The 25,746-nt window shown below is 73.0% G+C and carries 23 protein-coding genes; 14 read left to right on the top strand and 9 right to left on the bottom strand.

The window, feature by feature from the left end; translation table 11 throughout:
• Nucleotides 1-98 precede the first annotated feature (98 nt).
• Entirely contained in the window at nt 99-2,588 is a 2,490-nt protein-coding gene (locus H7827_RS02170) for a glycoside hydrolase family 2 protein (protein WP_432742197.1), read from the top strand.
• A complete protein-coding gene (locus tag H7827_RS02165) occupies nt 2,589-3,449 on the top strand; it encodes a LacI family DNA-binding transcriptional regulator (protein ID WP_386538669.1) in 861 nt (286 codons plus the stop codon). It abuts the gene before it with no gap.
• On the opposite strand, the gene H7827_RS02160 is transcribed toward H7827_RS02165, so the two are convergent.
• From H7827_RS02160 to H7827_RS02150, 3 genes are all read right to left on the bottom strand, one after another.
• Nucleotides 3,431-4,000 (bottom strand): snapalysin family zinc-dependent metalloprotease, encoded by a 570-nt coding sequence (locus tag H7827_RS02160; RefSeq protein ID WP_030731711.1) that lies wholly within the window; start codon nt 3,998-4,000, stop codon nt 3,431-3,433. The genes H7827_RS02165 and H7827_RS02160 overlap by 19 nt on opposite strands.
• A gap of 123 nt (nt 4,001-4,123) precedes the next feature.
• Nucleotides 4,124-5,248, bottom strand: coding sequence for an ATP-grasp domain-containing protein (locus tag H7827_RS02155; protein WP_432742195.1), 1,125 nt, complete (start codon nt 5,246-5,248; stop codon nt 4,124-4,126).
• A 40-nt stretch (nt 5,249-5,288) separates the two neighbouring features.
• Nucleotides 5,289-6,722, bottom strand: coding sequence for an MFS transporter (locus tag H7827_RS02150; RefSeq protein WP_432742193.1), 1,434 nt, complete (start codon nt 6,720-6,722; stop codon nt 5,289-5,291).
• Nucleotides 6,723-6,902: 180 nt separating this feature from the next.
• Between H7827_RS02150 and H7827_RS02145 the strand changes: the two genes are divergently transcribed.
• The 4 genes from H7827_RS02145 to ssuE all read left to right on the top strand — a co-directional run bounded on the left by H7827_RS02145 (nt 6,903) and on the right by ssuE (nt 10,017).
• On the top strand, nt 6,903-7,688 hold the full coding sequence (locus H7827_RS02145; protein WP_432742191.1) for a class I SAM-dependent methyltransferase: 786 nt from the start codon (nt 6,903-6,905) through the stop codon (nt 7,686-7,688).
• A gap of 306 nt (nt 7,689-7,994) precedes the next feature.
• Nucleotides 7,995-8,228 carry a hypothetical protein gene (locus H7827_RS02140; RefSeq protein ID WP_432742190.1) on the top strand — a complete coding sequence of 78 codons (234 nt, stop codon included), beginning with the start codon at nt 7,995-7,997 and terminating at the stop codon, nt 8,226-8,228.
• Nucleotides 8,229-8,295: 67 nt separating this feature from the next.
• Nucleotides 8,296-9,450: an LLM class flavin-dependent oxidoreductase gene (locus tag H7827_RS02135; RefSeq protein ID WP_432742188.1), complete on the top strand. Its 1,155-nt coding sequence runs from the start codon at nt 8,296-8,298 to the stop codon at nt 9,448-9,450.
• A gap of 15 nt (nt 9,451-9,465) precedes the next feature.
• Nucleotides 9,466-10,017 (top strand): NADPH-dependent FMN reductase, encoded by a 552-nt coding sequence (gene ssuE, locus H7827_RS02130; RefSeq protein WP_386538680.1) that lies wholly within the window; start codon nt 9,466-9,468, stop codon nt 10,015-10,017.
• Between the two features lie 214 nt (nt 10,018-10,231).
• Here the strand turns inward: ssuE and H7827_RS02125 are convergent, their stop codons facing one another.
• The 3 genes from H7827_RS02125 to tatA form a co-directional block, all read right to left on the bottom strand.
• Nucleotides 10,232-11,410, bottom strand: a complete 1,179-nt coding sequence (locus tag H7827_RS02125; protein WP_432742186.1) for an LLM class flavin-dependent oxidoreductase — start codon at nt 11,408-11,410, stop codon at nt 10,232-10,234.
• 315 nt (nt 11,411-11,725) lie between these two features.
• Complete coding sequence (locus H7827_RS02120) at nt 11,726-11,800, bottom strand: putative leader peptide (RefSeq protein WP_386538702.1); 75 nt, start codon at nt 11,798-11,800, stop codon at nt 11,726-11,728.
• A 228-nt stretch (nt 11,801-12,028) separates the two neighbouring features.
• Nucleotides 12,029-12,289, bottom strand: a complete 261-nt coding sequence (gene tatA, locus H7827_RS02115; RefSeq protein WP_432742184.1) for a Sec-independent protein translocase subunit TatA — start codon at nt 12,287-12,289, stop codon at nt 12,029-12,031.
• A 191-nt stretch (nt 12,290-12,480) separates the two neighbouring features.
• Between tatA and H7827_RS02110 the strand changes: the two genes are divergently transcribed.
• The 3 genes from H7827_RS02110 to H7827_RS02100 all read left to right on the top strand — a co-directional run bounded on the left by H7827_RS02110 (nt 12,481) and on the right by H7827_RS02100 (nt 16,170).
• Entirely contained in the window at nt 12,481-12,885 is a 405-nt protein-coding gene (locus H7827_RS02110) for a hypothetical protein (protein ID WP_432742183.1), read from the top strand.
• 491 nt (nt 12,886-13,376) lie between these two features.
• Entirely contained in the window at nt 13,377-14,135 is a 759-nt protein-coding gene (locus tag H7827_RS02105) for an SGNH/GDSL hydrolase family protein (protein ID WP_432742181.1), read from the top strand.
• Nucleotides 14,136-14,265: 130 nt separating this feature from the next.
• Nucleotides 14,266-16,170 (top strand): Dyp-type peroxidase, encoded by a 1,905-nt coding sequence (locus H7827_RS02100; protein WP_432742180.1) that lies wholly within the window; start codon nt 14,266-14,268, stop codon nt 16,168-16,170.
• Between the two features lie 82 nt (nt 16,171-16,252).
• Here the strand turns inward: H7827_RS02100 and H7827_RS02095 are convergent, their stop codons facing one another.
• Nucleotides 16,253-18,355 carry an amylo-alpha-1,6-glucosidase gene (locus tag H7827_RS02095; protein ID WP_432742178.1) on the bottom strand — a complete coding sequence of 701 codons (2,103 nt, stop codon included), beginning with the start codon at nt 18,353-18,355 and terminating at the stop codon, nt 16,253-16,255.
• Nucleotides 18,356-18,476: 121 nt separating this feature from the next.
• Here H7827_RS02095 and H7827_RS02090 point away from each other — a divergent pair, with 121 nt between their 5' ends.
• The 4 genes from H7827_RS02090 to H7827_RS02075 all read left to right on the top strand — a co-directional run bounded on the left by H7827_RS02090 (nt 18,477) and on the right by H7827_RS02075 (nt 22,858).
• Nucleotides 18,477-19,532, top strand: coding sequence for a LacI family DNA-binding transcriptional regulator (locus tag H7827_RS02090; protein ID WP_432742177.1), 1,056 nt, complete (start codon nt 18,477-18,479; stop codon nt 19,530-19,532).
• Between the two features lie 88 nt (nt 19,533-19,620).
• On the top strand, nt 19,621-20,868 hold the full coding sequence (locus tag H7827_RS02085; protein WP_432742176.1) for a sugar ABC transporter substrate-binding protein: 1,248 nt from the start codon (nt 19,621-19,623) through the stop codon (nt 20,866-20,868).
• Nucleotides 20,868-21,917, top strand: a complete 1,050-nt coding sequence (locus tag H7827_RS02080) for a carbohydrate ABC transporter permease (RefSeq protein WP_386538698.1) — start codon at nt 20,868-20,870, stop codon at nt 21,915-21,917. Before H7827_RS02085 ends, H7827_RS02080 begins: the two co-directional genes overlap by 1 nt.
• Complete coding sequence (locus tag H7827_RS02075; RefSeq protein WP_386538700.1) at nt 21,914-22,858, top strand: carbohydrate ABC transporter permease; 945 nt, start codon at nt 21,914-21,916, stop codon at nt 22,856-22,858. Before H7827_RS02080 ends, H7827_RS02075 begins: the two co-directional genes overlap by 4 nt.
• Here the strand turns inward: H7827_RS02075 and ligD are convergent.
• Nucleotides 22,848-23,843, bottom strand: a complete 996-nt coding sequence (gene ligD, locus H7827_RS02070; RefSeq protein WP_432742174.1) for a non-homologous end-joining DNA ligase — start codon at nt 23,841-23,843, stop codon at nt 22,848-22,850. The two genes, H7827_RS02075 and ligD, sit on opposite strands and share 11 nt — an antisense overlap.
• A gap of 76 nt (nt 23,844-23,919) precedes the next feature.
• Here ligD and H7827_RS02065 point away from each other — a divergent pair, with 76 nt between their 5' ends.
• On the top strand, nt 23,920-24,195 hold the full coding sequence (locus H7827_RS02065; protein ID WP_432742172.1) for a DUF2087 domain-containing protein: 276 nt from the start codon (nt 23,920-23,922) through the stop codon (nt 24,193-24,195).
• A gap of 48 nt (nt 24,196-24,243) precedes the next feature.
• On the opposite strand, the gene gndA is transcribed toward H7827_RS02065, so the two are convergent.
• Nucleotides 24,244-25,680, bottom strand: a complete 1,437-nt coding sequence (gndA, locus tag H7827_RS02060) for an NADP-dependent phosphogluconate dehydrogenase (RefSeq protein WP_432742171.1) — start codon at nt 25,678-25,680, stop codon at nt 24,244-24,246.
• Between the last annotated feature and the right edge of the window lie 66 nt (nt 25,681-25,746).

The following is a 25,746-nucleotide window of genomic DNA, read 5'->3' as shown; positions in this document are numbered from 1 at the left end:
GCTTCTCCTCCTGTTGACTTACTTAATTCGGCTGAGAAACAATCAAGGGCCCGGTCAGGCCACCTCACTCACTGGGGAGTGTTCGCATGGTGCACCCGATGTCCCGCCACCCACTGCACGACGGCTGGCAGCTCACGGCGGCCGGCGGCCCCGTACCCGAGACCATCGCCGGACGCACCGTCCCCGCCCAGGTGCCCGGCAGCGCCCACCTCGACCTGCTCGCCGCCGGACTCATCCCCGACCCCTACCTCGACCGCGCCGAGGAGGAACTGGCCTGGGCCCACCACGCCCACTGGCGCTACACCACCACCGTGCACGCCGAGCCCGCCGCCCCCACCGAGCGGGTCGACCTCGTCTTCGAGGGCCTGGACACCGTCGCCACCGTCGAACTCGGCGCCCACCGCCTGGGTGAGACCGCCAACATGCACCGCACCCACCGCTTCGGCGTCCGCGACCTGCTCACCACCGGCGAACCACAGCCCCTCACCGTCACCTTCCGCTCCGCCCTGGAGTACGCGCAGGAGATCGCCGGCCGGCTCGACCCGCGCCCGCACACCAACTTCCACCCCTACAACATGGTGCGGAAGATGGCCTGCAGCTTCGGCTGGGACTGGGGCCCGGACCTCCAGACCGCCGGCATCTGGAAGCCGGTCCGCCTGGAGCGCTGGCACACCGCCCGGCTGGCCCAGGTGCGCCCGCTGATCACCGTCACCGAGGAGGGCACCGGCCGTGCCGAGGTGCACGCCGTCATCGAACGCTCCGGCCTGGAGGCCGCCGGCGACCTGGTCCTCACCGCCACCGTCGCCGGCCACCACGCGCGTACCGTCGTCCCGGCCGGCACCGACACCGCCACCGTCACCGTGGAGGTCCCGGACCCCGCCCTGTGGTGGCCGGCCGGCTACGGCGACCAGCCGCTGTACGACCTGGACGTCACCCTCGCCCCGGCCGGCGCCGACAGCGGCGCACTCGACGCTTACGCCAAGCGGATCGGCTTCCGCACCCTGGCCCTCGACACCGCCCCCGACGCCACCGGCACCCCCTTCACCTTCGTGGTCAACGGCACCCGGATCTTCGCCAAGGGTGCCAACTGGATCCCCGACGACCACTTCCTCACCCGCATCGACCGCCCCCGCCTCCGGCGCCGCGTCCAACAGGCCCTGGACGCCCACATGAACATGCTGCGGGTGTGGGGCGGCGGCATCTACGAGACCGACGACTTCTACGAGATCTGCGACGAGACCGGCGTCCTGGTGTGGCAGGACTTCCTGCTCGCCTGCGCCGCCTACCCCGAGGAAGAACCGCTGTGGAGCGAGTTCGAGGCCGAGGCCAGGGAGAACATCACCCGCCTCGCCCCGCACCCCTCCCTCGTCCTGTGGAACGGCGGCAACGAGAACCTGTGGGGCTGGCGCGACTGGGGCTGGCAGGAACGGCTGGCCGGCCGCACCTGGGGACTGCGGTACTACACCGAGCTCTTCCCCGCCCTGCTCGCCGAACTCGATCCCACCCGCCCGTACGCGGACGGCAGTCCGTACACCCCAGACGCCCACGTGGACCTCGTGCACCCCAACGAGGCCGACCACGGCACCCGCCACGAATGGGAGGTGTGGAACCGCAAGGACTACACCACCTACCGTGACCACATCCCGCGTTTCTGCTCCGAGTTCGGCTTCCAGGGCCCGCCCAACTGGCCCACCCTCACCACCTGGATCCACGACGAGCAGCCGCTCACCCCCATCTCCCCCGCGCTGCTGCTGCACCAGAAGGCCGAGGACGGCAACGGCAAGCTGGAGCGCGGCCTGGCCCCCCATCTGCCGCACCCCGAACGCTTCCCCGACTGGCACTGGGCCACCCAGCTCAACCAGGCCCGCGCCGTCGCCTTCGGCATCGAGCACTTCCGCTCGTGGTGGCCGCGCACCGCGGGAACCCTGGTGTGGCAGCTCAACGACTGCTGGCCGGTGGTCTCCTGGGCCGCCGTCGACTCCGAGGAACGCCGCAAGCCCCTGTGGTACGCGCTGCGCCACGCCTTCGCGCCGCGGCTGCTGACCGTGCAGCCCCGCGACGGGGGCACCGCGCTGGTCGCCGTCAACGACACCGGCGAACCGTGGCGGGCGCGGCTGCGCCTGGAGCGGCGCTCGTTCAGCGGTGAGGTCCTGGCCACGGATACGATCTCCCTGTCGGTGGCGGCACGTTCGGCCTCCACCGTGGAACTGGACGCCGCCCTGACGGCGCCCGTCGATGCGGAACGGGAGGTGCTGGTGGCGACGGCGGACGAGGTGCGCACGGTGCACACCTTCGGGCCCGATCCCGGCCTGGGTTACGACCCGGCCGCGCTGAGCGCCGACGCGAGCGCGGTGCCCGGCGGCTACCGGGTGACCGTGACGGCCGCCTCCTTCGCCCGGGACGTCAGCGTGCTGGCCGACCGGGTGGCACCGGACGCCGAGGTGGACGATCAGCTGGTGACGCTGCTGGCGGGGGAGAGCCACACCTTCACCGTGCGCACCGGGGCGGATGTGGACCCGGACCTGTTCACCGGCCCCGAGGTGCTCTCCTCGGTCAACTCCCTGCACGGGGCGGCGGTGCGGGGCTGAGTGCGCACGAATGAAGCCATCGGCCTGGTGCTCGCCCGGCCGGCCCGACTGCTCGGCACCGAACCCTTCTTCATGGAGTTCATCGCTGGGATCGAGGAAACGCTGTCCGAGCGCGGCCACTCCCTCCTGCTGCACATCGTGCAGCACCAGGACGAGGAGATCGCCACCCACCGGCGCTGGGCCGAGCGTTCTTTGGTGGCGGCGGTCGTGCTGGTCAACGTCACCACCTCCGACCGCCGCCCCGCCGTGCTGCGCGAGCTGGGCATGCCGGCCGTGATCGCCGGCGGGCTGCGGGACGAGCCGGGCATCCCCGCCGTGTCCACGGACGCGGCGGGGGCGATGCGGGAGGCGCTGGAGCGGCTGCTGGCCCTCGGGCACCGGCGGATCGCCCGGGTGACCGGGCCGGCTGGTCTGCTGCACACCCGGGTGCGCAGCGACACCATGCGCGCCGAGTGCGCGGCGGCCGGTATCGAGCCGCAGCTGGTCGAGGGGGACTACTCGCCCCAGGCGGGGGAGCGGCTGACCGCCGCCCTGCTGAGCGGCCCGCGACGGCCGACGGCGATCCTTTACGACAACGACGTGATGGCGATCGCCGGGCTCGGCGCGGCCCGGGCGGCGGGCGTCGCGGTGCCCGCCGAACTGTCGCTGGTGGCCTGGGACGACTCGGCGATGTGCCGGCTCACCTCGCCACCGTTCACCACCATGACGGTGGACGTGCACCTCTTCGGGACGCTGGTGGCCGACTCGGTGCTGGAGCTGATCGAGGGAGGGCCGGTGGGCGAGCGGTGGTCCCCCGCCGCGCGCTTCACGCCGCGGGGGACCACCGCACCGGTGCCCGGGGATCAGTCCGTGAACAGCTGACGTCCCGGCAGCTGCCCGGTGGCGGCCAGGCTGCCGGCGAAGTAGTTCTCGACGGCGGCCTTCTCCGCCGCGTTCGGGTAGGGGTTGGTGCACGAGGTGCCCGCGGTGGAGCCGGACATCAGGCTGGAGCAGGGGCCGGGCTTGATGTCGGGCAGGCCCAGGATGTGGCCGAGTTCGTGCGCGGCGATCCGGGTGGTGTTGTAGCCGACGGCCTCGCGGCCCATGTAGACGATGCCGTTGCCCAGGCTGGTGCGCAGGGCGCGCGGCCAGCCGTTGTCGGCGATGATGCGGATGTTGGCGCTCTGGCCGGCGGCGGCCGGGGTGAGGCGTACGTTGGCGACGCTCTCGTTCCATACCGCGACTCCCGCGGTCACGGCACTGGCGAACTCGGCCGAGCCGCTGGCGTCATAGGTGAGGACGCGGGCGGCTGCGGTGGGTTCCTCCGCCGGGGCGGCGGGGGCTGCGGTGGCCACTCCCGTGGTCAGGACGAGGGCGGAGACCAGCCCGGTGACGAGGGCGCGTGCCGTGGTGCGGAAGGACCGGAAGGACATCGGTGTGCCTCCATGTGGGGGAGAGTCATGTGCATGACATCTCTGCTCTACCCGTTTCCGGCCCGTCATTCCCCTGAGAAGGCCGCCAAGCCCGCTGCCGAGCTTGACGGTCGATCGCCGCGATCAGTGCCGGGCGGGTACGGCCGCGGGGCTTTCGACCTCGGCCGCGGTCTCGGTGACCGCGATCCGGCCGCCGAGCCGGGGAACCGGCAGGTCGCCCGGATGGCCGTGCAGCAGCAGCTGGACGGCGGCCCAGGGCAGATTCACCCCGGTGAAGGCCGTCTGGTAGATGCCGGCCGAGGGACGGGGATTCGCCTCCAGCAGCACCGGCCTGCCCCGCAGCCGGCGCAGTTGCACATTGGCGAGATAGGAGAGCCGGAAATGCTCCACCAGCGCTCCGGCGATACGGGCGGGTTCCGGATCGTCCAGCAGCATCCGGTAACGCCCGTCCTTGGCCCGGGGAATGGCGGTCACCATCCGGCCACCCGGTGCCGACAGGGTGTCGACACTCACCTCGGGTCCGTCCAGATAGGGCATGACGATGAATGAGGGGACTTTCTCCTCTTCGTCCGCCGCCCTTTTGAGCGCGTCGGCCACCGCGGTCACCGAAACCAGTGGCCGGGGCGCCTCCAGAAGATCGCGCAGCCGCAGGGGCGCGTCGTCGAAGATCCGGAATCCGAAGGCCGAGAACTCACCCGCCGGTTTGATGCACAGGGTCTCGCCGTCCCGGCCGAGCTCCTCCACCGCCGTCCGCAGCTGGTCGGCGTCGCGTACCACCCGCCACTCGGGCACCGGGATGCCGGCCGCGCGGGCGGCCTCGTACGTGCGGCTCTTGCTGGTGAGGATGTCCACCGCGGACGGCGGTGAGCACATCAGCCGGGTACCGATCCGCGCGAAGTCCTCGGCCCGTCCCGCCAGCGCGTCGAGTCGCCGCGGGGGTATCAGGACATCGATGCCGTGCCGTTGGCAGAAGTCCAGGGCGAATTCGGCGTAAACGTGATTGTTGACCCGATAGGGCTCGACCTCGCTCACCTCACAGGCGGCGAGTGCGGGCGCGGTCGGGCTGATATTGGTGCCGTGGATCCGTACGGCGGCGGCGTCGGGGTTTTCGCGCAACATGCGCATCACCTGAGTGCTGGCGGTCCCCGCGCTGCTGAGCCAAATGCGAAGCGCTATCTCCGTACTCCCTTCATTGCCGGATGCGTGGCCATGATGGAAATGGATAATAGCTTGAAATGATGACCCCAATGTTTCGGGCCGGCGGGGGAGTTGCCCAAAAGGGGTCGCCTCAGTGGTTTCCCGGACGCTGCCCCGAGGCCGCCAGCCGTTCGGCCGCCCGCTCGGCGGAAGCCTGCGCCCACGGCCCGCTGGTGAGCAGCCCGATGACCAGCACCAACACCGCGCAGACGGTGATGATCCACCACCCGGTCCGCATCGAACCGGCGGCCAGCGCCGTCCCCACCATCGCCACCCCCAGCGCCGAACCCACCTGCCTGCTGGTCGAGGCGATGCCCGCCGCGACCCCCGCCTGGGCCCGCGGCATCCCGGTCACCGCCGTGTTGGTGATCGGCGCGTTCACCAGACCGAAACCGATGCCGAAGAGCACATAGGCCGTGAACAGCCGCGCGTTGTCGCTCTCCGCCTGCCAGCCCGCGAACATCAGTCCCGAGGCGGTGAGCGCGCTCCCCGCCAGCAGCAGCGGCAGCCGGGCCCCGACCCGGTTGATCAGCCACCCCGAGACCGGTGCCAGCACCAGCGTCACCCCCGCCATGGGCAGCAGATACGTCCCCGCCTCCAGCGCCGACAACTGGCGCTGGTCCTGGAGATACAGCGTGTTCAGGAACAGAAAACCGCTCAGCGCGGCGAACGCGCTCACCGCGATCGCGCTGGCCCCGCTGAACGGTGCGCTGCGGAAGAACCGCGGATCCAGCAGCGGTTCGAACCGCCGCGACTCGTACCACACCAGCGCCGGCAGCGAGAGCGCGGCGACCAGGAAGCAGCCGACGATCGGCGCGCTGGTCCACTCCCCGCGCCCGCCCTCGATGATGCCGAAGGTCAGCGAGCCCAGCAGCAGGATCACCAGCGACTGGCCCACCGGATCGATCCGGCGTGCCCGGGGTGCCCGCGACTCCGGGACGAAACGCCGAGTGAGGACGAGTGCGGTGATCCCCACCGGGATGTTGATCCAGAACACCGCCCGCCAGTCGAACGCCTGCACCAGCGCGCCGCCGACGATCGGCCCCGCCGCCATGGAGATCCCCACCACCCCGCCCCACATCCCGATGGCCCGCGCCAACTCCTTCGGGTCGTGGAAGGTGTTCCTGATGATCGACATGGCCACCGGGTTGAGCATCGAGCCGCCCAGCGCCTGGAGCATCCGGAAACCGACCAGCCAGCCGAGCCCCGGCGCCAGCGCGCACAGCAGCGAGCCCGTCGTGAAGATCACCAGCCCCGTGGTGAACACCCGCCGCCGCCCCAGCCGGTCCGCCATCGACCCCGACAGCATCAGGAACGAGGCCAGCACGAGGGTGTACGCGTCCACCGTCCACTGCAGCCCCGACACATCGGCGTTCAGCTCCCGCCCCAGCGAGGGCAGCGCCACATTCAGCGCCGTGATGTCCAGACTGACGATCAGCAACGACATGCAGCAGATCGCCAGCACCAGCATCCGCCTGCGGCGCGGCAGCGCCTCGACGCTCTGATCGGTTCCGGTGCCCGGCATCTCGCTCCTGCCCTCGGTCGGCCGTGCTCGCCTCCGCAGCCTCGCGCAGCCGCGGCCGATATCCCACCACCCGCGCCGACCGTGCGCCGGTGCGTCCGGACCCGGCGCCGCCGCACCGGGCCGCGGCTGCCGGGCGATATCCGGTGGCGGCGGGCCGCGACCCGGTGACAGCCTGGACGGATGGCGAGCACCGCGCGGGACTTCGAGGACCTCCTGACGGAGGCGGAGGCCGCCTCCGTCGACGGCTGGGACTTCTCCTGGCTGGCCGGCCGGGCCCAGGAGGAACGGCCCCCGTGGGGATACGCCCGGCTCCTGGCCGCCCGGCTCGCCACCGTGGACACGGCCCTGGACCTGGACACCGGCGGCGGCGAGGTCATCGACGAGGCGCCCGTCCTGCCCCCGCGGATGACCGTCACCGAGTCCTGGCCGCCCAACGTCGCCCTCGCCACCGCCCGGCTCGGCCCGCGCGGGGTACGGGTGGTGACCCCGCGGGCCGACGGCCGGCTGCCGTTCGCCGACGGCTCCTTCGACCTGGTGACCGCCCGGCACCCGGTGCGCACCGACTGGCCGCTGATCGCCCGGCTGCTGCGCCCCGGCGGCGCGTTCCTGGCCCAGGAGGTCGGCCCGCGCAGCGCCGCCGAGCTGACCGAGCACTTCCTGGGGCCGCAGCCGGGGCCGGACGGCCGGGAGCCGGCCACCGCCCGCGCGGCGGCCGAGGCCGCCGGGCTGCGCGTGGTGGACCTGCGCACCGCCTCGCTGCGCATGGTCTTCCACGACATCGGCGCCGTCGTCTGGTTCCTGCGCAAGGTCATCTGGATCGTGCCCGGATTCACCGTCGCGGCGCACCGCCCCGCGCTGCGCCGCCTGCACGAGCGGATCCTCGCCGAGGGCCCGTTCCTCGCCCACAGCAGCAGATTCCTGATCGAGGCCCGCAAACCGGGACACGCCCCCGCCACCGCCCGCTGACGCCACCCCGCCAGCCGGGGCCCGTCCCGCCGGGCGCCTGTCCCATTGACGTCGTCGCATCGAACATGCTTGCATCCTGGTATGCCTGGTGTTCAGATCCTGACCCGCCGCCGCTGCGTGGACTTCGCCCGCGTCGCCGGCGCGATCTGTCGGATCCACCACTGATCGACTGACGCACGGCCGCGCGGTGTCCGCGCACCCCCGTCACCGCATCCACCCCCGAGCCTCTCCCTCTCCTCCGTCGCCCCGCCACGCTTCGCCGCGTGCGCCCGGCGGCCTCCCTCCGCGTTCCCCGAGGAGCCCCGCATGCCCGGGCCCACCCCTGCCCACGCCCATGTCATCCAGGACGACGACGAGGCGCCGGCCGCCGCCCAGGCCCACGCCGGCGCCGTCGCCCTCGCCGACGCGCTGCTCGAGGTCCCCGGCACTCGCTCCGCGCTCAACTCCCGCCCTCCACTGCGCTCCTGGCGCGACACCCGCACCCACACCCCGCACGCCCCGGCGCGCCGGAAGATCCAGCAACGGGGCGCCACCGGCTGAACGTCACCCCACCGCCCGGCCACGGCCTGCTGTGACCACCGCACCCGCGCCACGATCGGAGAACCCCGTGCCCCTGACCTTCCACTGGTTCCTGCCCACCAGCGGCGACAGCCGCCACGTCGTCGGCGGCGGCCACGGCACCGCCGTGACCACGGCGGGCGGCGTACGGGCACCCTCCGTCCCGTACCTCAGCCAGATCGCCCGGGCGGCCGAACACCTGGGCTTCGCCGGCGCGCTCACCCCCACCGGCGCCTGGTGCGAGGACGCCTGGCTCACCACCGCCATGGTCAGCCAGCACACCGAACGGCTGAAGTTCCTGGTCGCCTTCCGGCCCGGCTTCCTCTCGCCCACCCTGGCCGCCCAGATGGCCGCCACCTACCAGCGGCAGACCGGTGGCCGGCTGCTGCTCAACGTCGTCACCGGCGGGGAGAGCGCCGAACAGCGCGCCTACGGGGACTTCCTCGACAAGGACGCCCGCTACGCGCGCACCGGCGAGTTCCTCACCATCGTCCGCCGCCTGTGGCAGGGCGACACCGTCGACCACACCGGCGACCAGCTGCGGGTCCAACAGGCCCGGCTGACCCAGGGCCCTGACCCGGTGCCCGAGGTGTACTTCGGCGGCTCCTCACCTCTGGCCCTGGAGATCGCCGCCCGCCAGGTGGACGTCTACCTCACCTGGGGCGAACCCCCCGCCCAGGTCGCCGAGAAGATCGCCGCCGTCCGCACCCGGGCCGCCGCCCACGGCCGCACCCCGCGCTTCGGCATCCGGCTGCACGTCATCACCCGCGACACCGCGGAGGCCGCCTGGTCCGAGGCCGCCCGACTGCTGGACGGCTTCGACCCGGACACCGTGCGCGCCGTCCAGGAGGGCCTGGGCCGCAGCGAGTCCGAGGGCCAGCGGCGGATGCTGGACCTGCACGGCGGGCGCCGCGACAGCCTGGAGATCCACCCCAATCTGTGGGCCGGTATCGGCCTGGTGCGCGGGGGCGCCGGCACCGCGCTGGTCGGCAGCCACACCGAGGTCGCCGACCGCATCGAGGAGTACCACCGCCTGGGCATCGACGAGTTCGTCCTCTCCGGCTACCCCCACCTGGAGGAGGCGTACTGGTTCGGCGAGGGCGTGCTGCCGCTGCTGGCCCGACGCGGCCTGTGGCGCCACCCCGACGCCGCCGCCGGCGCGGACCCGGCCCGCGCCGAGACCCCCTTCGCCCCCGCCTCCTGAGAGGGAAACCCCGCCATGGCCACCGTCCTGTCCATCTCCGGCAGCCCCTCACCCACCTCCCGCACCGTCCGCCTGCTGCGCCACCTGGACACCAAGCTCGCCCTCCAGGGACATGACGTCATCGCGCTGGACGCCCGCGCCCTGCCGCCCCAGGCCCTCACCGGAGCCGATCCCACCCACCCCGCGATCCAGCGGGTCAACGACCTGCTGCGGGACGCCGACGGCGTCGTCATCGGCACCCCCGTCTACAAGGCCGCCTACTCGGGGCTGCTCAAATCCCTGCTGGACCTGCTCCCGCAGTACGCGCTCACCGGCAAGACCGTGCTGCCGCTGGCCACCGGCGGCACCACCGCCCACGTCCTGGCCATCGACTACGCGCTGCGCCCGGTGCTCTCCTCGATGGGGGCCGCGCACATCACGCAGGGCTGGTTCGTGCTCGACCGGCACATCACCCCCGAGGCGGACGGCACGGTCACCATCGAGCCGGCCACCGCGGAGCCGCTGCACCAGGTGCTGGACCAGTTCTCCCTGGCGCTCACCCGGGCCGCACCGCTGACCCGCGCCTGAGCCACGATCGGCTCGCCCGTCCCCGGGCGCCGGGGACGGGCGCAACGTCACGACCGGCGCGCCTTCACCCGCTGCCCGGCCCCACCCGGCGGTGCCACCGTCTCCCCGAACGCGATCCGCGGATCCAGGCCGGCCGGCACCCGGCGCACACCCGCACCCTGCCCGAACATCCTGTGCACCGCGCGCGGTTCCACCGAGGCCGGGGGCGCTCCTGTCAGGCCGCGCCGCCCTGCCGCCAGGCGTCCGCGAGCAGTTCGTACGAGCGCACCCGGTCGGCGTGGTCATGGGTGATCGTGGTGATCAGCAGTTCGTCGGCGTCGGTCACCGCACGCAGCCGCCGCAGCCCCTCCACCACCGTCCGCGCCGAGCCCACCAGTTGGGTGTCCACCCGGTCCGCCACCAGCGCCCGGTCCGCTTCCGTCCACCGGTGCCCCGCCGCTTCGCGCGGTGACGGGAAGGGGATCGCCCCCCGCCCCGTACGGATGCTGCGCACCCACAGCCCGTAGCCCGACGCCAGGCGCCGCGCCGTACCGTCGTCGGGGCCCACCACCACATCGGCCGAGACCACGACATGGGGCCGCGTCAGCTCCGCCGAGGGCCGGAACGCGTCCCGGTAGGCCTGGACCGTCTCCAGGATCGTGCCGGGGGACACGTGGTAGTTGGCCGCGAACGGCAGCCCCCGCTCACCCGCCACCCGCGCGCTCTCCCCGCCGCTCGACCCCAGCACCCACAGCTGGAGATCGGCACCCTCGCCCGGCACCGCGTGCGCCTCGACGCCCCCGGCGGACCGGTAGTCGCCCGCCAGCAGCGCCCGGATCTCGTCCACCTGCTCCGGGTACGCGGGCGAGACGGCCCCCGGCAGCTGCAACAGCGCCTGCTGGACGGCGAAGTACGGTGACTCCAGCAGCCCGCGCGGGGAGAACGGGGCCGGGATCAGCACGCCGTCCACCCAGCGCGCCTCCCGGGCAGCCGACGGCGCTTCCCCGGCCCGTTCCGGCACCGCTGCCCCCGCCGTACCGGCGCGGGGGCTCCCTCGGTGCCCCGAGCGGCCGAGCCCCAGATCGATCCGGCCCGGGTACAGCGCGTCCAGGGTGCCGAACTGCTCCACCACCGACAGCGCCGTGTGATGGCCCAGCTGCACCGCCGCCGAACCCACCCGGATGCGGCCGGTGGCGCCCGCCACCAGGCCGATCACCAGTGCGGGCGCCGAACTCGCCACCCCGCGCGCCAGATGGTGTTCGGCGAGCCAGTACCGGTGGTACCCGGCCGCCTCCGCCCGCCGTGCCAGCTCGACGGTCCGCTCCAGCGCCTGCCGGGGAGTGGAGCCCGAGGAGACCGGCACCAGGTCGAGCACGGACAGCGGTACGGGGGAGGAGAGCGGGGCGGAGGGCATCGGCACACCTTTCGGTCGCTGGGCGACGGCGGGAGGGGGACGGGACGGGGGCGGCAGTCCGGCGTCCGCCGGGTACGCGGTGCGGAACGGACCGCGCCGGCACGCGAGGGGCGCCACCTGCCCGGCGAACGGACCGAACCCGCCGGTGCACCGTCCGGGGCGCGGCGGCCCCCTGCGCCCGGGCGCGGGGGCGCCGAGGTCCGTGGTCCGCCCGGGGCTCGTCCAGGGGGCGCGCCGGGCATGCGATGTCCTGGGACGCGGTGCGCGGACGGATCGGGCGACAGCCGGACGGGGGAAGAGGCCGGTGCCGGGGCGTCAGCGACAGATCGCGGTGGCGACACGCATCAGGTCCACGGCACGCCGCCGGGTGAACCGAACAGGGATCCGCATGGGGGTGAACGTAGCCAGCGGCCGATAAGGGGTCAAGACACCCCGGTGCCGCCCCGGGACGCGCTTCACACGCCCGTCATCCGGCGCAATGTACGCCGCCGGGCCTCCCGGTTCGGCGCGGTGTCCCGGCGGGCGGGGGAGAGCCCGGGCCGGCGTGGGGAGGGTCCGCACACGCACCGCGCCCCGCGAACCGTCGGGCGGCACGCGGGGCGCGGGGTTACGAAGACTTCATGAACTCACGGGCGGCTGGTGCACGGGCTCCGGAGCCTGCTGCGGATGCTGGAGCTGTTGGACCGGCTGGGCCTGCTGCGACTGCTGCTGCGGCTGGTGGGGCTGAGGCTCCTCCGTCTTCAGCGCGGCGGCCTCGCTCTTGAGGATCCGCAGCGACTTGCCGAGCGCCCGTGCCGTGTCCGGCAGCCGCTTCGACCCGAAGACGACCAGTACCACCAGAGCGACGACCAGCAGATGCGTGGGTCCGATCTGGCCCATGGGGTCACCTCGTCTTTCTCACCCTGAGGGGTGTAGCGATACCCCCGGTGATCGCACCCTAGTGGAGTCCGGTAAAGACAGGGCAATGCGGGGGTAATGGACACACCCGGGCCGAGAAAGTGGATCATCCCCGTCACAAACCGATCGCACTTCTGTACGGGCCATGGCCAAAGGGTGGATACTGCGTGGCCATGACCACCAGTGCAGAATCCGTCACCCCCGACCGGCTGACGGCCCTCCTCGACGATGAGTCCATTGACATCGTGCACCGCGCGCTGTGGCAGCTGCTGTGGGAGAGCGAGGTGCGGGTGATGGATCTGCTGTCGCTCGAAGTGCCCGACATCGACCTCGGCGCGCGCAGCATCAGACCCGAGGCCGCCTCCCGCGCGGCCGCCCTCCCGGACGGCGGTGTTCCGCTGTCCGACCGCGCGCTCGCCCTCCTCACGGCCCTGATCGGGGGGCGCGCCGCCGGCCCGCTGTTCGCCGCCGGGCCGCGCGCGCTCACCTGGGACGAGGCCAGCCGCACCGCCGTCGCACAGGGCTACGCCATCCACGCTTTCCGGATCGGCGGCAAACGCCACCGGCAGGCCGTCTGACCCCCGGCCCGGTCAGGGACCGGGGCGCCCGGTCGTCCTGCGCCGCCGGATCCCGGACGGCGGCGGGGCCGCGGCACGGCATCGCGTTCGTCGGCGCCCACACCGCCCCGCCGCACGGACCGGGCGCCCGGACACCCGTGGCGTTCCCAGGGCGTCACGGCGGCGACGGGGACGACCGTCCGGGACGGCGGAGAACTCCCGCCGTGCCCGCGTCGTGGCGTCTCGGCCGGGGCGCTGCGCCGGCTACCCGGACGCCCGTGCGGGGGTCCGGCGCGGATCGGCGTAACCGCGCGAGGGCCGGGGCCCCGCGCCGTCACCGCCACCGGCCGGACGGCGCCACCCATCACCCTCGCCCGGTGACCGCGCCCGCCACCTTCCCCAACCCGCCGCCCTGGGGCACCATGTGAGAGTTCGTCCGGTGGGGGCTGCACCGGGCCACGCGGCGGCACCGCCGCCTGCCCGGCCGACCCGACACACCGGGAGCCGCACCCATGAACCCCCTGAGCGCACGTACCGCACCCCGGTACGCCCTGATCCTCGCCGTCGCCCTCGCCCTGCTGGGCCTCACCCTGGCCCAGACCGGCACCGCCCGGGCCGCCACGGGCCAGGGCGCCGCCCCCACGGCCGCCGCCACCCGGATCATGCCGCTGGGCGACTCCATCACCGGTTCCCCCGGCTGCTGGCGCGCCCTGCTGTGGCGTGACCTGGTGGACGGCGGTCACGGTGACATCGACTTCGTCGGCACGCAGGCCCCGCAGGGCTGCGGCTTCCCGCACGACGGCGAACACGAGGGGCACGGCGGCTATCTCGCCACCGGCATCGCCGACCAGAACCTGCTGCCCGGCTGGCTCGCCGCCACCACCCCCGACATCGTCCTGATGCACCTGGGGACCAACGACGTGTGGAGCGCCCGCCCGACCCCCGTCATCCTCGACGCCTACACCAGGCTGGTCCGTCAGATGCGCGAGTCCAACCCCGGCATGCGCGTCCTGGTCGCCCAGATCCTGCCGATGGCCCCGGCCAACTGCGCGGACTGCGGCTCCCGGGTCACCGAGCTGAACGACGCCATCCCCGGCTGGGCCGCCGGGCTGTCCACCGCAGCCTCCCCCATCACCGTGGTCGACCAGTGGACCGGCTTCTCCACCGCCACCGACACCACCGACGGTGTTCACCCCAACGACTCCGGCACCCGCAAGATCACCGACCGCTGGTACCCGGCCGTGGTGGCCGCCCTCACCGGGGCCGTCTGACGCGTCATTCCCACGGACGAGTGGACACAACGCGCAAAACCACTCATAAGTGGCGCTCGATGGATAGGTTCGCTGGCGCACCCCCGGAACCCCCTCCGACGCGTCGCACCCGTCCACCACCGGAGAGCCGATGGTCCACTCGTCCACCCGCCCCGCCGGCCGCCCCGGCACGGCGGACATCCCCGAACAGAGCACCCCCGAGCAGCCCCAGCTACCGCTGCGGCAGTCCACCGAGATCCAGGGCGATGTGATCGCCGGCTTCAAGAAGGACCATGTCCAGCTGATCTTCGCCAAGTTCAAGGACCGGCGACGCGCCAGGACCTGGCTGCGCAGACTCAGCGGGCGCATCGCCACCACCAAGGACGTCGCCGCGTTCAACACCTCCTTCAGCCGGGCCCGGCGGTACGCGGCCGGAGAGGACCCGGTGGACCTCGCCGCAGTGTGGCGCGGCGTGGCCTTCACCTACCAGGGGCTCACCGAACTGCTCGACGGCGCCCCGCTGACCGACATCCCGAAGGGCAGCGCCCAGGAGGCGTTCGCCCAGGGTCCGGCCCGGCGCAAGGAGATCATCGGCGACATCGAGGACAGCGACCCGGCGCAGTGGCTGTTCGGTGGCGAGGAGCAGCACGCCATCCACCTCGTGCTCACCCTCGCCGCCGACCGGCACGCCGACCTCGAGGCCGCCCTGGAGGAGGAGCGGGCCTGGATGGCGGCCCAGCACGTGGCCGTCGTCTTCGAGCAGGAGGGCAACACCCTCAAGGAAGGGCTGCGCGGCCACGAGCACTTCGGCTTCAAGGACGGCATCAGCCAGCCCGGCGTACGGGACTTCGACGAGGAGGACCCCGGACGCCCCGACTACCACCGCGCCAAGCCCGGCACCCGCCTGATCACCCCCGGCGAGTTCATCGTCGGGATGAGCCCGGATCACCGCTACCCGGCGGCGCTGCCCCGCTGGATGCGCAACGGATCCTTCCAGGTGGTGCGCCGCCTCGCCCAGGACGTGCCCGGCTGGTGGGGGCAGATCGAGCAGAACCTGAAAGTCCTCCAGGAAGCGGGCGCGGCCCCGAAGGAGGCCACCAGGGAGTGGGTCGCCGCCCGCATGGTGGGCCGCTGGCCCTCGGGGGCGCCCGTCGCCAAGTGCCCCGACGCGGATGTCGCCGCCCCGCCGTGCGCGGACAGCGACAACGACATCAGCTTCGCGGACGACCTGGACGGGCGCACCACCCCGCTCTTCTCCCACCTGCGCAAGACCAACCCGCGCGACGGACTGCTGCCGCGCCGCGACTCGCCGACCGTCGTGGAGGAGGACGGCATGCTGGACGGGCGCCGGCTGATGCGCCGCAGCATCCCCTACGGTCGTCCCTACGACCCGCAGGGCACCCCCGGCCAGCGCGCGGACGCCCCGCGCGGCCTGGTCTTCATCTGTTACCAGTCGGACATCGCGGCTCAGTTCGAGTTCGTCCAGTCGACCTGGGTGAACGCCGACAACTTCCCCGAGCGCCGTGACCCGGTGGGCCGCGACCCGCTCATCGGCCGGGGCACCGACGTCTCCTTCCCGGCGAGTTCGGACACCACGACGACCTGCCCGTTGCGCTTCGAGCGGTTCGTGCGTACCGAGGGCGCCGTGTACGCCTTCACCCCCTCGCTCACCGCGCTGCGCGAACTGGCGGAGGGCCGGGTCCCGGTCGGCGGCGACCCGCCCAGCGACCAGGTGGTGCCCGGGGGCACCGCACTGCGCCGCCTGGAGGTGATCAGCGCCTACAAGGCCCGCTTCCGGCTGGAGGGCAACAACTACGTCATCCGCGACGAGAACGAGAACCGGCTGTGGGCCTCGGACAACACCAACCCGGCGGTGGCCGGCGGCACCTTCACCGAGGACGGTGACCTGGTGCTCAACGGTCCCCGGGGCGATGTCGTGTGGAGCCTGGGCACCGGCGGCCATCCCGGCGCCACGCTGGTCGTCGGTGTGGACGGCGACGTCTCCATCAGGACGGCGCAGGGCGAGACCGTCTGGCACAGCGACACCGCGCACTGAGCCGGAGCCCGCAAGCCCGGGAGACCCCGGGCCCGTGCCGTGAGCGCACCCACGGCACGGGCCCGGCCCGTACCCGGCCGGCTCAGCCGCGCCGTACCCGGATGCCGTCCGGCGCCCGGACCTCGCTCGTGCCGTCGGCGGCCACCGAGATCTCCAGCGGTTCGCCCGCGATCCGCAGCCCGGCCGCCCGCAGCGGCCGGAACCGCTCACCGACCCGCGGCGCCACCGTCAGCGTGCCGCCCGGTACGTCCGCCGTCAGGCCGAGCACCGAGGACAGCACCTGGACGGAGGAGGCCGCCGCCCACGCCTGCGGCCGGCAGGACGCGGGGTAGGGGAGCGGACGCGCGCTCACCTCGCTGCCCCAGCCCGCGAACAGCTCCGGCAGCCGACTGTCGAAGGCGTCCGCCGCCCGCACCAGGCCGGCCGCCAGCGCCCCGGCCTGCTCGGGGAAGCCCGCCCGGGTCAGCCCGTGCACGGCGATCGCCGTGTCGTGCGGCCACACCGAACCCACGTGGTAGCCCAGCGGGTTGAAGCCGCCCATCCGCGAGCTGTAGGTCCGCAGCCCGAACCCGGAGTCCAGATCGGCGCCGCCCAGCCGGGCCGCCAGCAGCGCGCTCTCCTCCCGGTCCAGCAGGCCGGTGCCCAGCAGATGCCCGAACTGCGAGGTCACCGAGTCCACCGGGCGCTTCTCCCCGTCCAGGGCGATCGCCGGGTAGGCGCCCCGCGCGTCCTGCACCCAGAACCGCTCCCGGAAGCGTGTCTTCAGCCGCTCCGCCCACTCCTCCCAGCGGTCCGCTCCCGGCCGGCCGAAGGCGCGCAGCAGTGCCGCGCCGCCGATGGCCGCCTCGTACGCGTACGCCTGCACCTCGCTGAGCGCGATCGGCGCCTTCGCCTGCCGCCCGTCGCGGAAGCGGATGGAGTCCCCGGAGTCCTTCCAGCCCTGGTTGGCCAGGCCCTGCCCGGTCTCGTCGATGTACTCCAGGAAGCCGTCGCCGTCCGCGTCTCCGTGGTCGCTCATCCAGGCCAGCGCCGACTCGGCGTGCGGCAGCAGCGCCGCCACCTCCTCCTCGGCCAGGCCCCAGCGCCAGGCGTCGTGCAGCACCGTCACCCACAGCGGGGTGGCGTCCACCGTGCCGTAGTAGAGCGGCGGCAGCACCACGCCCTCGTGGGGGATGGTGAGCGCCTCGCGCCGCACCTCGTGCAGGATCTTGCCCGGCTGCTCCTGCGAGGAGGCGACGGTGGCGGTGCCCTGCCGGCGGGCCAGCGTCCGCAGCGTACCGGCGGCCAGCTCGGTGCCCAGCGGCAGCAGCATCCGCGCCGACAGCAGCGAGTCCCGCCCGAAGAGGGTGGCGAACCAGGGCGCGCCCGCGGCCAGGAACACATCCTGCGGTGCCTGCGGATCGCTCAGCAGCAGCCGCTGGAGATCCGCGTGCGACTGCGTCACCCACGCGTCCAGTGCCCGGTCCGCGCTGCGCACCTCGGGGGCCGCCCACGGCGCGGTGCCCGGGGCCGGTGCCGTGAACGGCTGCGGGGTGGTGTCCGAGGCCCGGCACACCAGCTCGGCGTCCCAGCGTTCGCCGGGGGCCAGCGCCACCTCGTAGCGCAGCACGCCCTCCGCGGAGATCGCGTCCGGCGCGGGCGAGGCGGTGAGGGTCACGGTCAGCGTGTCCTCCTCCCACACCAGGGACCGGCCCTCGACGCGGGGCGGTACGGGGGTGGTCACGTCGCCGGACTTGACCCGGTCCATCGGGGCCAGGTCGGTGCCCGTGGTGATCAGCACCCGCACCAGGGCGGGCCGGGAGCCGTGGTTGGCGATCTCGAAGGCCTCGGTGAGCTCACCGGGGGCCAGGGAGCGCAGCCGTTCCAGGGTGACCGCCGGGTCGGCCGTGGACTGGGCCACGCCGCGCAGCACCGACCGGAACCGCGCGGCGTCCGCGCCCTCGGGGCCACCGCCGACCGGGGCCAGCGGCACCCCCTGGACGGCGACCTCCAGGCGGGCCAGCGCGCGGCGGTCGCTGTGGTAGAAGCCGTCCACCCCGCGCCGCAGTTGTCCGTCGGGGCGGGAGACGGCGAAGCTCGGCGCGTACAGCGTGACGCAGGCGTCGTGCAGGAAGGGCTGCATGCCCGCCGCCGCCGCTGGATCGGCCTGCGGCTCGTTCGTTATCGCCGAGGACTTGACACTCATCAGCGCGGATACCAATCTTCTGAGTCATTGGAGCGTTCCAAGAAATGTAGATGCAGTTCACCGCTGCGGCAATCCATCTGGATCGCTCCAATCCCACAGGCTCGGTGATCAGGAGGCAGCGATGGCGCGTACGCCCAGCCGGACGGCAGGCAAGGCGGGAGGTGTGACGCTCGCCATGGTCGCCCGCCGGGCCGGGGTTTCCCCGCAGACCGTTTCCAACGCGATCAACGCCCCCGAACTGCTGCGGCCCGAGACACTGGAGCGGGTACGGCAGGCCATCGACGTCATGGGCTACCGCCCGCACCGCGCGGCCCAGACACTGCGCACCCGCTCCAGCCGGCTGATCGGTTACGGCGTGCAGTCGGTGGAGGTGGACCGTTCCACCCCGGTCATGGACCGCTTCCTGCACGCGCTGACCCAGACCGCCGAGGCGGCAGGCCACCGGATCCTGCTGTTCGCGGTACCGGCCGGCTCCCGGCTGCTGACCCCGTACCAGGAGCTGGTGGACGACTACAGCGTCGACGGCTTCGTGCTCAGTGACACCACCCGGGGCGACCGCCGTCAGGCCTGGCTGGAGAAGCACGACATCCCCTTCGCCGCGTTCGGGCGGATGTGGTCGGACCGGCAGATCGGCGACTGGGTGGACGTCGACGGCACCACCGGCGTCGAGCGGGCCGTGGACCACCTGGCGGAGCTGGGCCACCGCAAGATCGCCTTCCTGGGCTGGCCGCGCGGCTCGGGCGCCGGCGATGACCGCGCCGCGGGCTGGAAGACCGCGATGAGCCGGCACCGGCTGCCGGTGCGCGGGCTGCGCGCCGAGAGCATCGACGAGGTGGACGCCGCCAGGACCGTCGCCCTGCGGCTGCTGGACACGGGTGTGAGCGCCATCGTCGCCGTCTCCGACACCCTGGCCCTGGGCTGCTACCGGGCGCTGCGCGACCGCGGCCTGACCCCCGGCGACGAGGTCTCGGTGACCGGCTTCGACGACTCCCCGGCCGCCGCCCACGTGGCCCCCGGGCTGACCTCCCTGACCCAGCCGATGGACGTGGTCGGCGCCGAGTGCGTCCGTCTGCTGCTGGCCCGGATCGCCGACCCCGACCGGGAGCCCGAGCACATCCTGCTCGAACCCGAGCTGGTGATCCGCGAGTCCACCGCCCCACCCCGGTCACCCATGTGACATATCCGATACTTTCCTCCGCATTCTGACCAAATCCGACTCATCTGACGTTTCATGCGATCGAGCCGCACCCTCAATGGAGAGACCCATGGCCACACGACGCACCACCTGGCTCGCCCTCACCTCGGGCATAGCCCTGCTCGCCACCGCGGGCTGCTCCTCCAGCTTCGGCGGGGACGGCGAGACCGAGCAGAAGACCGGTGGCAAGCAGGAGCTGACCGTCCTCATCGGCACCTCGGGCGACGCCGAGACGGCCGCCGTCAAGGCCGCCGCCACCGCCTACGAGGCGGCCTCCGGGAACACGGTGGACGTCCAGGTCGCCCAGGACCTCAACCAGCAGCTCGGTCAGGCCTTCGCCGGGAACAACCCGCCCGACGTCTTCTACGTCGAGACGCACCAGTTCGCCAACTACGCCTCCGGCGGCTCGCTGTACGCCTACGGCGACCGGATCAGTGACGTCGAGGACTTCTCCGCCTCCCTGCGCCAGTCCTTCACCTACGAGGACCAGCTGGTGTGCGTCCCCAAGGACACCTCCTCGCTCGGCCTGATCGTCAACGACGAGCTGTGGGCCGCCGCCGGCCTCACCGAGGACGACTACCCGCAGAACTGGGAAGACCTGGAGCGCGTCGCCGGCGAGCTGACCACCGGATCCGTCACCGGCCTGGTCACCAGCAACGAGTACCAGCGGCTCGGCGCCTTCATGAAGCAGGCCGGCGGCTGGATCACCGACCCCGCCCAGGGCGGGATGACCGCCGACAGCCCCGAGAACCTCCAGGCCCTCACCTTCGTCCAGGACATGCTCAAGGACGGCACCTGGAAGTTCCACCAGGACGTCGACGCGGGCTGGGCCGGCGAGGCATTCGGCAAGGGCGACGCCGCCATGACCATCGAGGGCAGCTGGCTGGCCGGCGCGATGGAGAACGACTTCCCCGACATCGAGTACACGGTCCTGCCGCTGCCCGAGGGCCCGGCCGGCGCGGGCACCCTCGCCTTCACCAACTGCTGGGGCGTCGCCGAGAAGAGCGCCCACCGGGACGCCGCCGTCGAGCTGGTCGAGTTCCTCACCCAGCCCGAGCAGCAGATCGCCATGGGTGACGCCTTCGGCGCCGTACCCTCCCGCGAGTCCGCCGCCGCCGACTACCTGGACGCCCACCCCGGCATCGACGCCTGGGGCGCCACCGGGGACCACGTCCAGGGCCCCGTGACCGTGGGCGGCTTCGACCGCGTCCTGTCCCAGTTCAACACCGACCTGGAATCCCTGCGGACCGCCGACCCGGCCAAGATCCTCGCGGATCTGCAGAGCTACGGTGAGGCGGCCCTGGGAGCGGGCAACTGATGCACAAGCCCGCACTGCGCGGTCGGCAGGGGCCGTGGGGCTGGCTGTTCGTCAGCCCCGCGGTCCTCGTCCTCGGCCTGTTCCTCGCGCTGCCCATCGTGATGGCGCTGTGGGTCAGCCTGCTGGACTGGAACGGCCAGTCCAACCCCTTCACCGGGGGGCAGGCCACCTTCGTCGGCCTGGACAACTACCGCGATCTGCTCACCCAGGACGGCCTGGACCGCACGCTGTTCGCCACATCGCTGCGCAACAACGCCTACTACGTCCTGCTGTTCGTCCCGCTGTCGACGGGCCTGGGCCTCACCCTGGCCATGATCGTCAACCAGCGGATGCTGCGCGGCCGTTCCCTGCTGCGCACCACCTTCTACTTCCCCTCGGTGACCAGCACCATCGCGGTCTCCACGATCTTCCTCTTCCTCTTCCAGGGCAGCGGCGCCGTCAACAGCCTGCTCTCCTGGATCGGGATCAAGGGCCCCAACTGGTTCGCCGACCCGCGCGGCGTGGTGTGGGTGACCCTGGGCAACCTCGGCCTGGTCGACCCCGAGCACCCCTCCGGGCTGCTCGCCGACCACAGCTTCATGGGCCTGTCCTGGTTCGAGTGGCTTTCGGGACCCTCGGTGGCGATGTCCACGATGATCCTGCTCGCCACCTGGACCACCTCGGGCACCTTCATGCTGATCTTCCTGGCCGCGCTGCAGGACATCCCCCGCGAACTGGAGGAAGCGGCCGCCCTGGACGGCGTCAACCGCCGCCAACTGCTGCGCCACGTCACCCTGCCCGCGCTGCGCCCGGTGCTGTTCCTGGTGCTCACCCTCGCCCTGATCGGCAGCTGGCAGGTCTTCGACATGGTGTACGTGATGGGGCAGGGCGCCCCGGGCAACACCACCCTCACCCCGGCGTTCATGTCCTACCAGTCGGCGTTCAAGAACGCCGACTACGGCCAGGGCGCGGCCATCGCCTTCATCCTCTTCGCGATCATCCTCGTGCTCACCGGCGCCCAGCGCTGGCTGCTGCGCGAACGCGGCCCACGCCAAGGGAGGCAGCGATGACCACGACCACCACGGCGGGACCGCCCGCCCCGGCCCCGCGGCGTCCCCGCCGCGCCCGCCGGGTCCGCACCACCGAGCAGCCGGTGCTCGGCCGCTCGCCCGTCATCTGGCGGGTGCTGGGCTACGCCCTCGTCATCGGCCTGGCCTCGCTGTACGTCATGCCGTTCGTCATCCAGCTGGCCACGAGCTTCAAGACCAACCCGGACGCCGCGGCCAACCCGCTGTCGCTGTGGCCCGCCACCCCGACCACCGCCGCCTACCAGCGGCTGTTCGGGCTGAGCGAGTCCCACGAGACCGTGCCCTTCCTGCGCTGGCTGGGCAACTCCGCCTTCGTCACCGTCCTGGTGACCGCGGGACGGGTGCTGTTCGACTCGATGGCCGGCTACGCCCTGGCCCGGCTGAAGTTCCCCGGCCGCCGGCTGCTGTTCCTCTTCCTGCTCGCCGTGATGGCGGTGCCCGGCATCGTGCTGCTGATCCCCAAGTTCCTGGTCCTGTCGACCTTCGGGATGTTCGACACCTACGCGGGCATGGTGATCCCGCTGCTGGTGGACGCGGCCGGGATCTTCATCATGAAGCAGTTCTTCGAGTCGGTGCCCAGGGAGGTCGAGGAGGCCGCGCGGATCGACGGTGCGGGGGTGTTCCGCATCTACTGGTCGGTGGTGCTGCCCATGGCCAGGCCCGCGCTGATCACCCTCACCATCCTGTCCTTCCAGGGATCGTGGAACGAGTTCACCCACTTCCTGGTCTCCACCCAGTCGGCCGAGTACGAGACGCTCACCACGGGCCTGGCCCGGCTGGTCTCCGGCGGCCTGGGCAGCGGCGGGCAGTTCCCGCTGAAGCTGGCGGCGGCGGCGCTGTCCACCATTCCGGTGGCCATCCTGTTCTTCTGCTTCCAGCGCTACTTCATCCGGGGCGCCAACGCCGGTTCGGTCAAGGAGTGAGCGCTCCCCGGGGGGCCGCTGGGCGGGATCCGTCAGGCGGCCCCCGGGGCCGGACCACCTCCCCGGGGGCCTTGTCCGGACGCAGCCCGCGCCAGGACGGCTGCCGCAGCCGGCCGTCGCGGGTCCAGGCCCGGTAGGCGGCCTCACCCACCAGTGCCGGGTCCACCCAGTGGGCCCGGCGCCCGTGCTCGCGCGGCACCGGGTCGGCGAACGGCGGATCAGCCCGGGCCAGCGGCTCCAGCAGCGCGAGCAGTTCGGCCAGCATCCCCCGGGTGAACCCCGAACCCACCCGGCCCAGATAGCGCAGCCCGCCCCCCTCGTCGTACGCGCCCACCAGCAGCGAACCGATCGACCCGCCGCGCTGCCCCGCCCCCGGCTGCCAGCCGCCGATCACCACCTCCTGGGTCCGCACCAGCGGCTTCTTCACCCACAGCGGCGACCGCCGCCCGGGCCGGTAGCGGGAGTCGAGCCGCTTGGCGACCAGCCCTTCCAGGCCGTTCGCCCGCGCCACCTCCAGCAGCTCGTCGGGCCGCGCCCCGGGCCCGGCGTAGAACGGCGGCACCGCCAGCCGTGACTCCGGCGGCGGAGCCAGCGAGGCGAGGACGGCCCGCCGCCGCTCGTACGGCTCCTCCAGCAGCCCGCGCCCCTCGTGCCACAGCACGTCGAAGGCGAAGAACATCACCGGCGTGTACGGCGGCTGCGCACGCCGCTGCAGCAGCCCGAAGTCGGGCCGGCCCGCCGCGTCCAGCGCCACGATCTCCCCGTCCAGCACGACCGGCCCGGCCTCGATCTCCGCCAGCTCCGGGTAGCGCCCGGTGAAGTCGTTGCCCGCCCGGCTGGTGGCGCGCACCGACCCGTCGACGCCGATCCGCAGACAGCACCGGTAGCCGTCCCACTTGTACTCGTACCCCCAGGCCCCGGTGGGCGGCTCACCCTCCACCGCCAGCATCGGCGGCACCCACAGCGGTACGTCCTCCTCGGGCATGCCCCCAGTACACCGGTGGCGCGGGCGGGCACAAAACAGGTTGCCCACGCGGCGGCCCGCTGCCACCCTTCCGGCCATGACCGAGGACCCCACCGGCACCGCCCACGACATTTCGGCCCTGTTCGCCCGGGGCCGGCTGATCGCCATCCCGCGCCGCGCCGCCCGCCGCGAGCAACTGCTCCGCCATCTCGCGGACACCCTCTTCGAGCGGGAGCGCGCTTACCACGAGCGGGAGATCAACGAGGCCCTGCACACCGTCCACCACGATGCTCCGGCCCTGCGCCGCTACCTGGTGGAAGCCGGCCTGCTCACCCGTACCCGCGACGGCGCGACCTACCGCCGCGCCCGCTGACGCCCGCGGCGCGGGCGGGCGGTGCCGCCCGCCCCCGCCGCGTGCCGCTCAGGCCCCGACCTCGGAGCGGTCCCCGCCCCACAGCGTGTGGAAGGCACCCTCCCGGTCGGTGCGCCGGTAGGTGTGGGCCCCGAAATAGTCCCGCTGGCCCTGCACCAGCGCCGCCGGGAGCCGCTGCGCGCGCAGCGCGTCGTAGTACGCCAGCGCCGCCGAGAAGCCCGGCGCCGGCACGCCCAGCTGGGCCGCCGTGGCGACCACGTGCCGCCAGGCGTTCTGGGCCCGCTCCAGCGCGTCCCGGAAGGTGCCGTCCGCCAGCAGCGTCACCGGCGGCTCGCCGCCCGCGTACGCCGCGCGGATCTCGTCCAGGAACCGCGCCCGGATGATGCAGCCGCCGCGCCAGATCGCCGCCACCGCGCCGGGGTCGATGTCCCAGCCGTACTCCTGGCTGCCCGCCTGGATCTGGTGCCAGCCCTGCGCGTACGCCACGATCTTCGACGCGTACAGCGCCGCCTCCACATGGTCGGCGAACTGCGCCGCGTCGTCGGGGTGCAGCTCGGGCCGCTTGGGGCCGGGCAGCAGCTGCGCGGCCTCGCGCAGCGCGCCGTGCCCGGACAGCGAGCGGGCGAACACCGCCTCCGCGATGCCGGACACCGGCACCCCCAGATCCAGGGCGATCTGCACGGTCCAGCGGCCCGTGCCCTTCTGCTCCGCCTGGTCGGCCACCACGTCCACGAACGGCCGGCCGGTGGCCGCGTCGGTGTGCGCCAGCACCTCGGCGGTGATCTCGATCAGGTACGAGTCCAGCCGGCCCTCGTTCCAGGTGCGGAACACCTCGGCGATCTGCCCCGGCTCGTACCCCGCGACCCGGCGCAGCAGGTCGTACGCCTCGGCGATCAGCTGCATGTCGGCGTACTCGATGCCGTTGTGCACCATCTTGACGAAGTGTCCTGCGCCGTCCGGGCCGATGTGCGTGCAGCACGGCTCGCCGTCCACCTGCGCGGCGATCGACTCCAGCAGCGGGCCGAGCGACGCGTAGGAGGCGGCGGAGCCGCCCGGCATGATGGACGGGCCGTGCAGCGCGCCCTCCTCGCCGCCGGAGATCCCGCAGCCCACGAAGTGCAGCCCGCGCTCGCGCAGCGCCGCCTCGCGCCGCCGGGTGTCCGCGAAGTGCGCGTTGCCGCCGTCCACGATCACATCGCCCGGCTCCAGCAGCGGTGCGAACTCGTCGATCACCGCGTCCGTGGCCTCACCCGCCTTCACCATGATCACCAGCTTGCGCGGCCGCCGCAGCGCCGCGACGAAGTCGGCCGCCGACTCGGCCGGCACGAACTCACCCTCGTGGCCGAACTCCTCCACCAGTTGCCGGGTCCTGGCGGCGGTCCGGTTGTGGACGGCCACCACATGGCCGTGCCGGGCGAGGTTGCGCGCCAGATTGCGCCCCATCACCGCAAGTCCCGTCACACCGATCTGAGCCTGCCCCGTCATCGCGTCATCTCCCGCCGGTAGGGGGTCGTGGTCCTGACCCATGCAACCAGGCCGCCGCACCTTCGC

This window comes from Streptomyces sp. JH002 (assembly GCF_050916115.1).
GTDB classification, from domain to species: Bacteria; Actinomycetota; Actinomycetes; order Streptomycetales; family Streptomycetaceae; genus Streptomyces; species Streptomyces xiamenensis.
Note: the sequence above shows the minus strand (reverse complement) of the source record. Positions and strands in the feature narration are given on the sequence as shown.

Bases quoted from the DNA above. Each gene is read 5' to 3' on its own strand.
- ligD (WP_432742174.1), bottom strand. From the start codon at position 23,843: ATGCCCGAGGAGGACGTACCGCTGTGGGTGCCGCCGATGCTGGCGGTG.
- tatA (WP_432742184.1), bottom strand. From the start codon at position 12,289: ATGGGCCAGATCGGACCCACGCATCTGCTGGTCGTCGCTCTGGTGGTA.
- H7827_RS02085 (WP_432742176.1), top strand. From the start codon at position 19,621: ATGGCCACACGACGCACCACCTGGCTCGCCCTCACCTCGGGCATAGCC.
- H7827_RS02110 (WP_432742183.1), top strand. From the start codon at position 12,481: ATGACCACCAGTGCAGAATCCGTCACCCCCGACCGGCTGACGGCCCTC.
- H7827_RS02105 (WP_432742181.1), top strand. From the start codon at position 13,377: ATGAACCCCCTGAGCGCACGTACCGCACCCCGGTACGCCCTGATCCTC.
- H7827_RS02065 (WP_432742172.1), top strand. From the start codon at position 23,920: ATGACCGAGGACCCCACCGGCACCGCCCACGACATTTCGGCCCTGTTC.
- H7827_RS02140 (WP_432742190.1), top strand. From the start codon at position 7,995: ATGCCCGGGCCCACCCCTGCCCACGCCCATGTCATCCAGGACGACGAC.
- H7827_RS02100 (WP_432742180.1), top strand. From the start codon at position 14,266: ATGGTCCACTCGTCCACCCGCCCCGCCGGCCGCCCCGGCACGGCGGAC.
- H7827_RS02145 (WP_432742191.1), top strand. From the start codon at position 6,903: ATGGCGAGCACCGCGCGGGACTTCGAGGACCTCCTGACGGAGGCGGAG.
- H7827_RS02170 (WP_432742197.1), top strand. From the start codon at position 99: ATGTCCCGCCACCCACTGCACGACGGCTGGCAGCTCACGGCGGCCGGC.
- gndA (WP_432742171.1), bottom strand. From the start codon at position 25,680: ATGACGGGGCAGGCTCAGATCGGTGTGACGGGACTTGCGGTGATGGGG.
- H7827_RS02090 (WP_432742177.1), top strand. From the start codon at position 18,477: ATGGCGCGTACGCCCAGCCGGACGGCAGGCAAGGCGGGAGGTGTGACG.
- ssuE (WP_386538680.1), top strand. From the start codon at position 9,466: ATGGCCACCGTCCTGTCCATCTCCGGCAGCCCCTCACCCACCTCCCGC.
- H7827_RS02095 (WP_432742178.1), bottom strand. From the start codon at position 18,355: ATGAGTGTCAAGTCCTCGGCGATAACGAACGAGCCGCAGGCCGATCCA.
- H7827_RS02075 (WP_386538700.1), top strand. From the start codon at position 21,914: ATGACCACGACCACCACGGCGGGACCGCCCGCCCCGGCCCCGCGGCGT.
- H7827_RS02125 (WP_432742186.1), bottom strand. From the start codon at position 11,410: ATGCCCTCCGCCCCGCTCTCCTCCCCCGTACCGCTGTCCGTGCTCGAC.
- H7827_RS02150 (WP_432742193.1), bottom strand. From the start codon at position 6,722: ATGCCGGGCACCGGAACCGATCAGAGCGTCGAGGCGCTGCCGCGCCGC.
- H7827_RS02080 (WP_386538698.1), top strand. From the start codon at position 20,868: ATGCACAAGCCCGCACTGCGCGGTCGGCAGGGGCCGTGGGGCTGGCTG.
- H7827_RS02160 (WP_030731711.1), bottom strand. From the start codon at position 4,000: ATGTCCTTCCGGTCCTTCCGCACCACGGCACGCGCCCTCGTCACCGGG.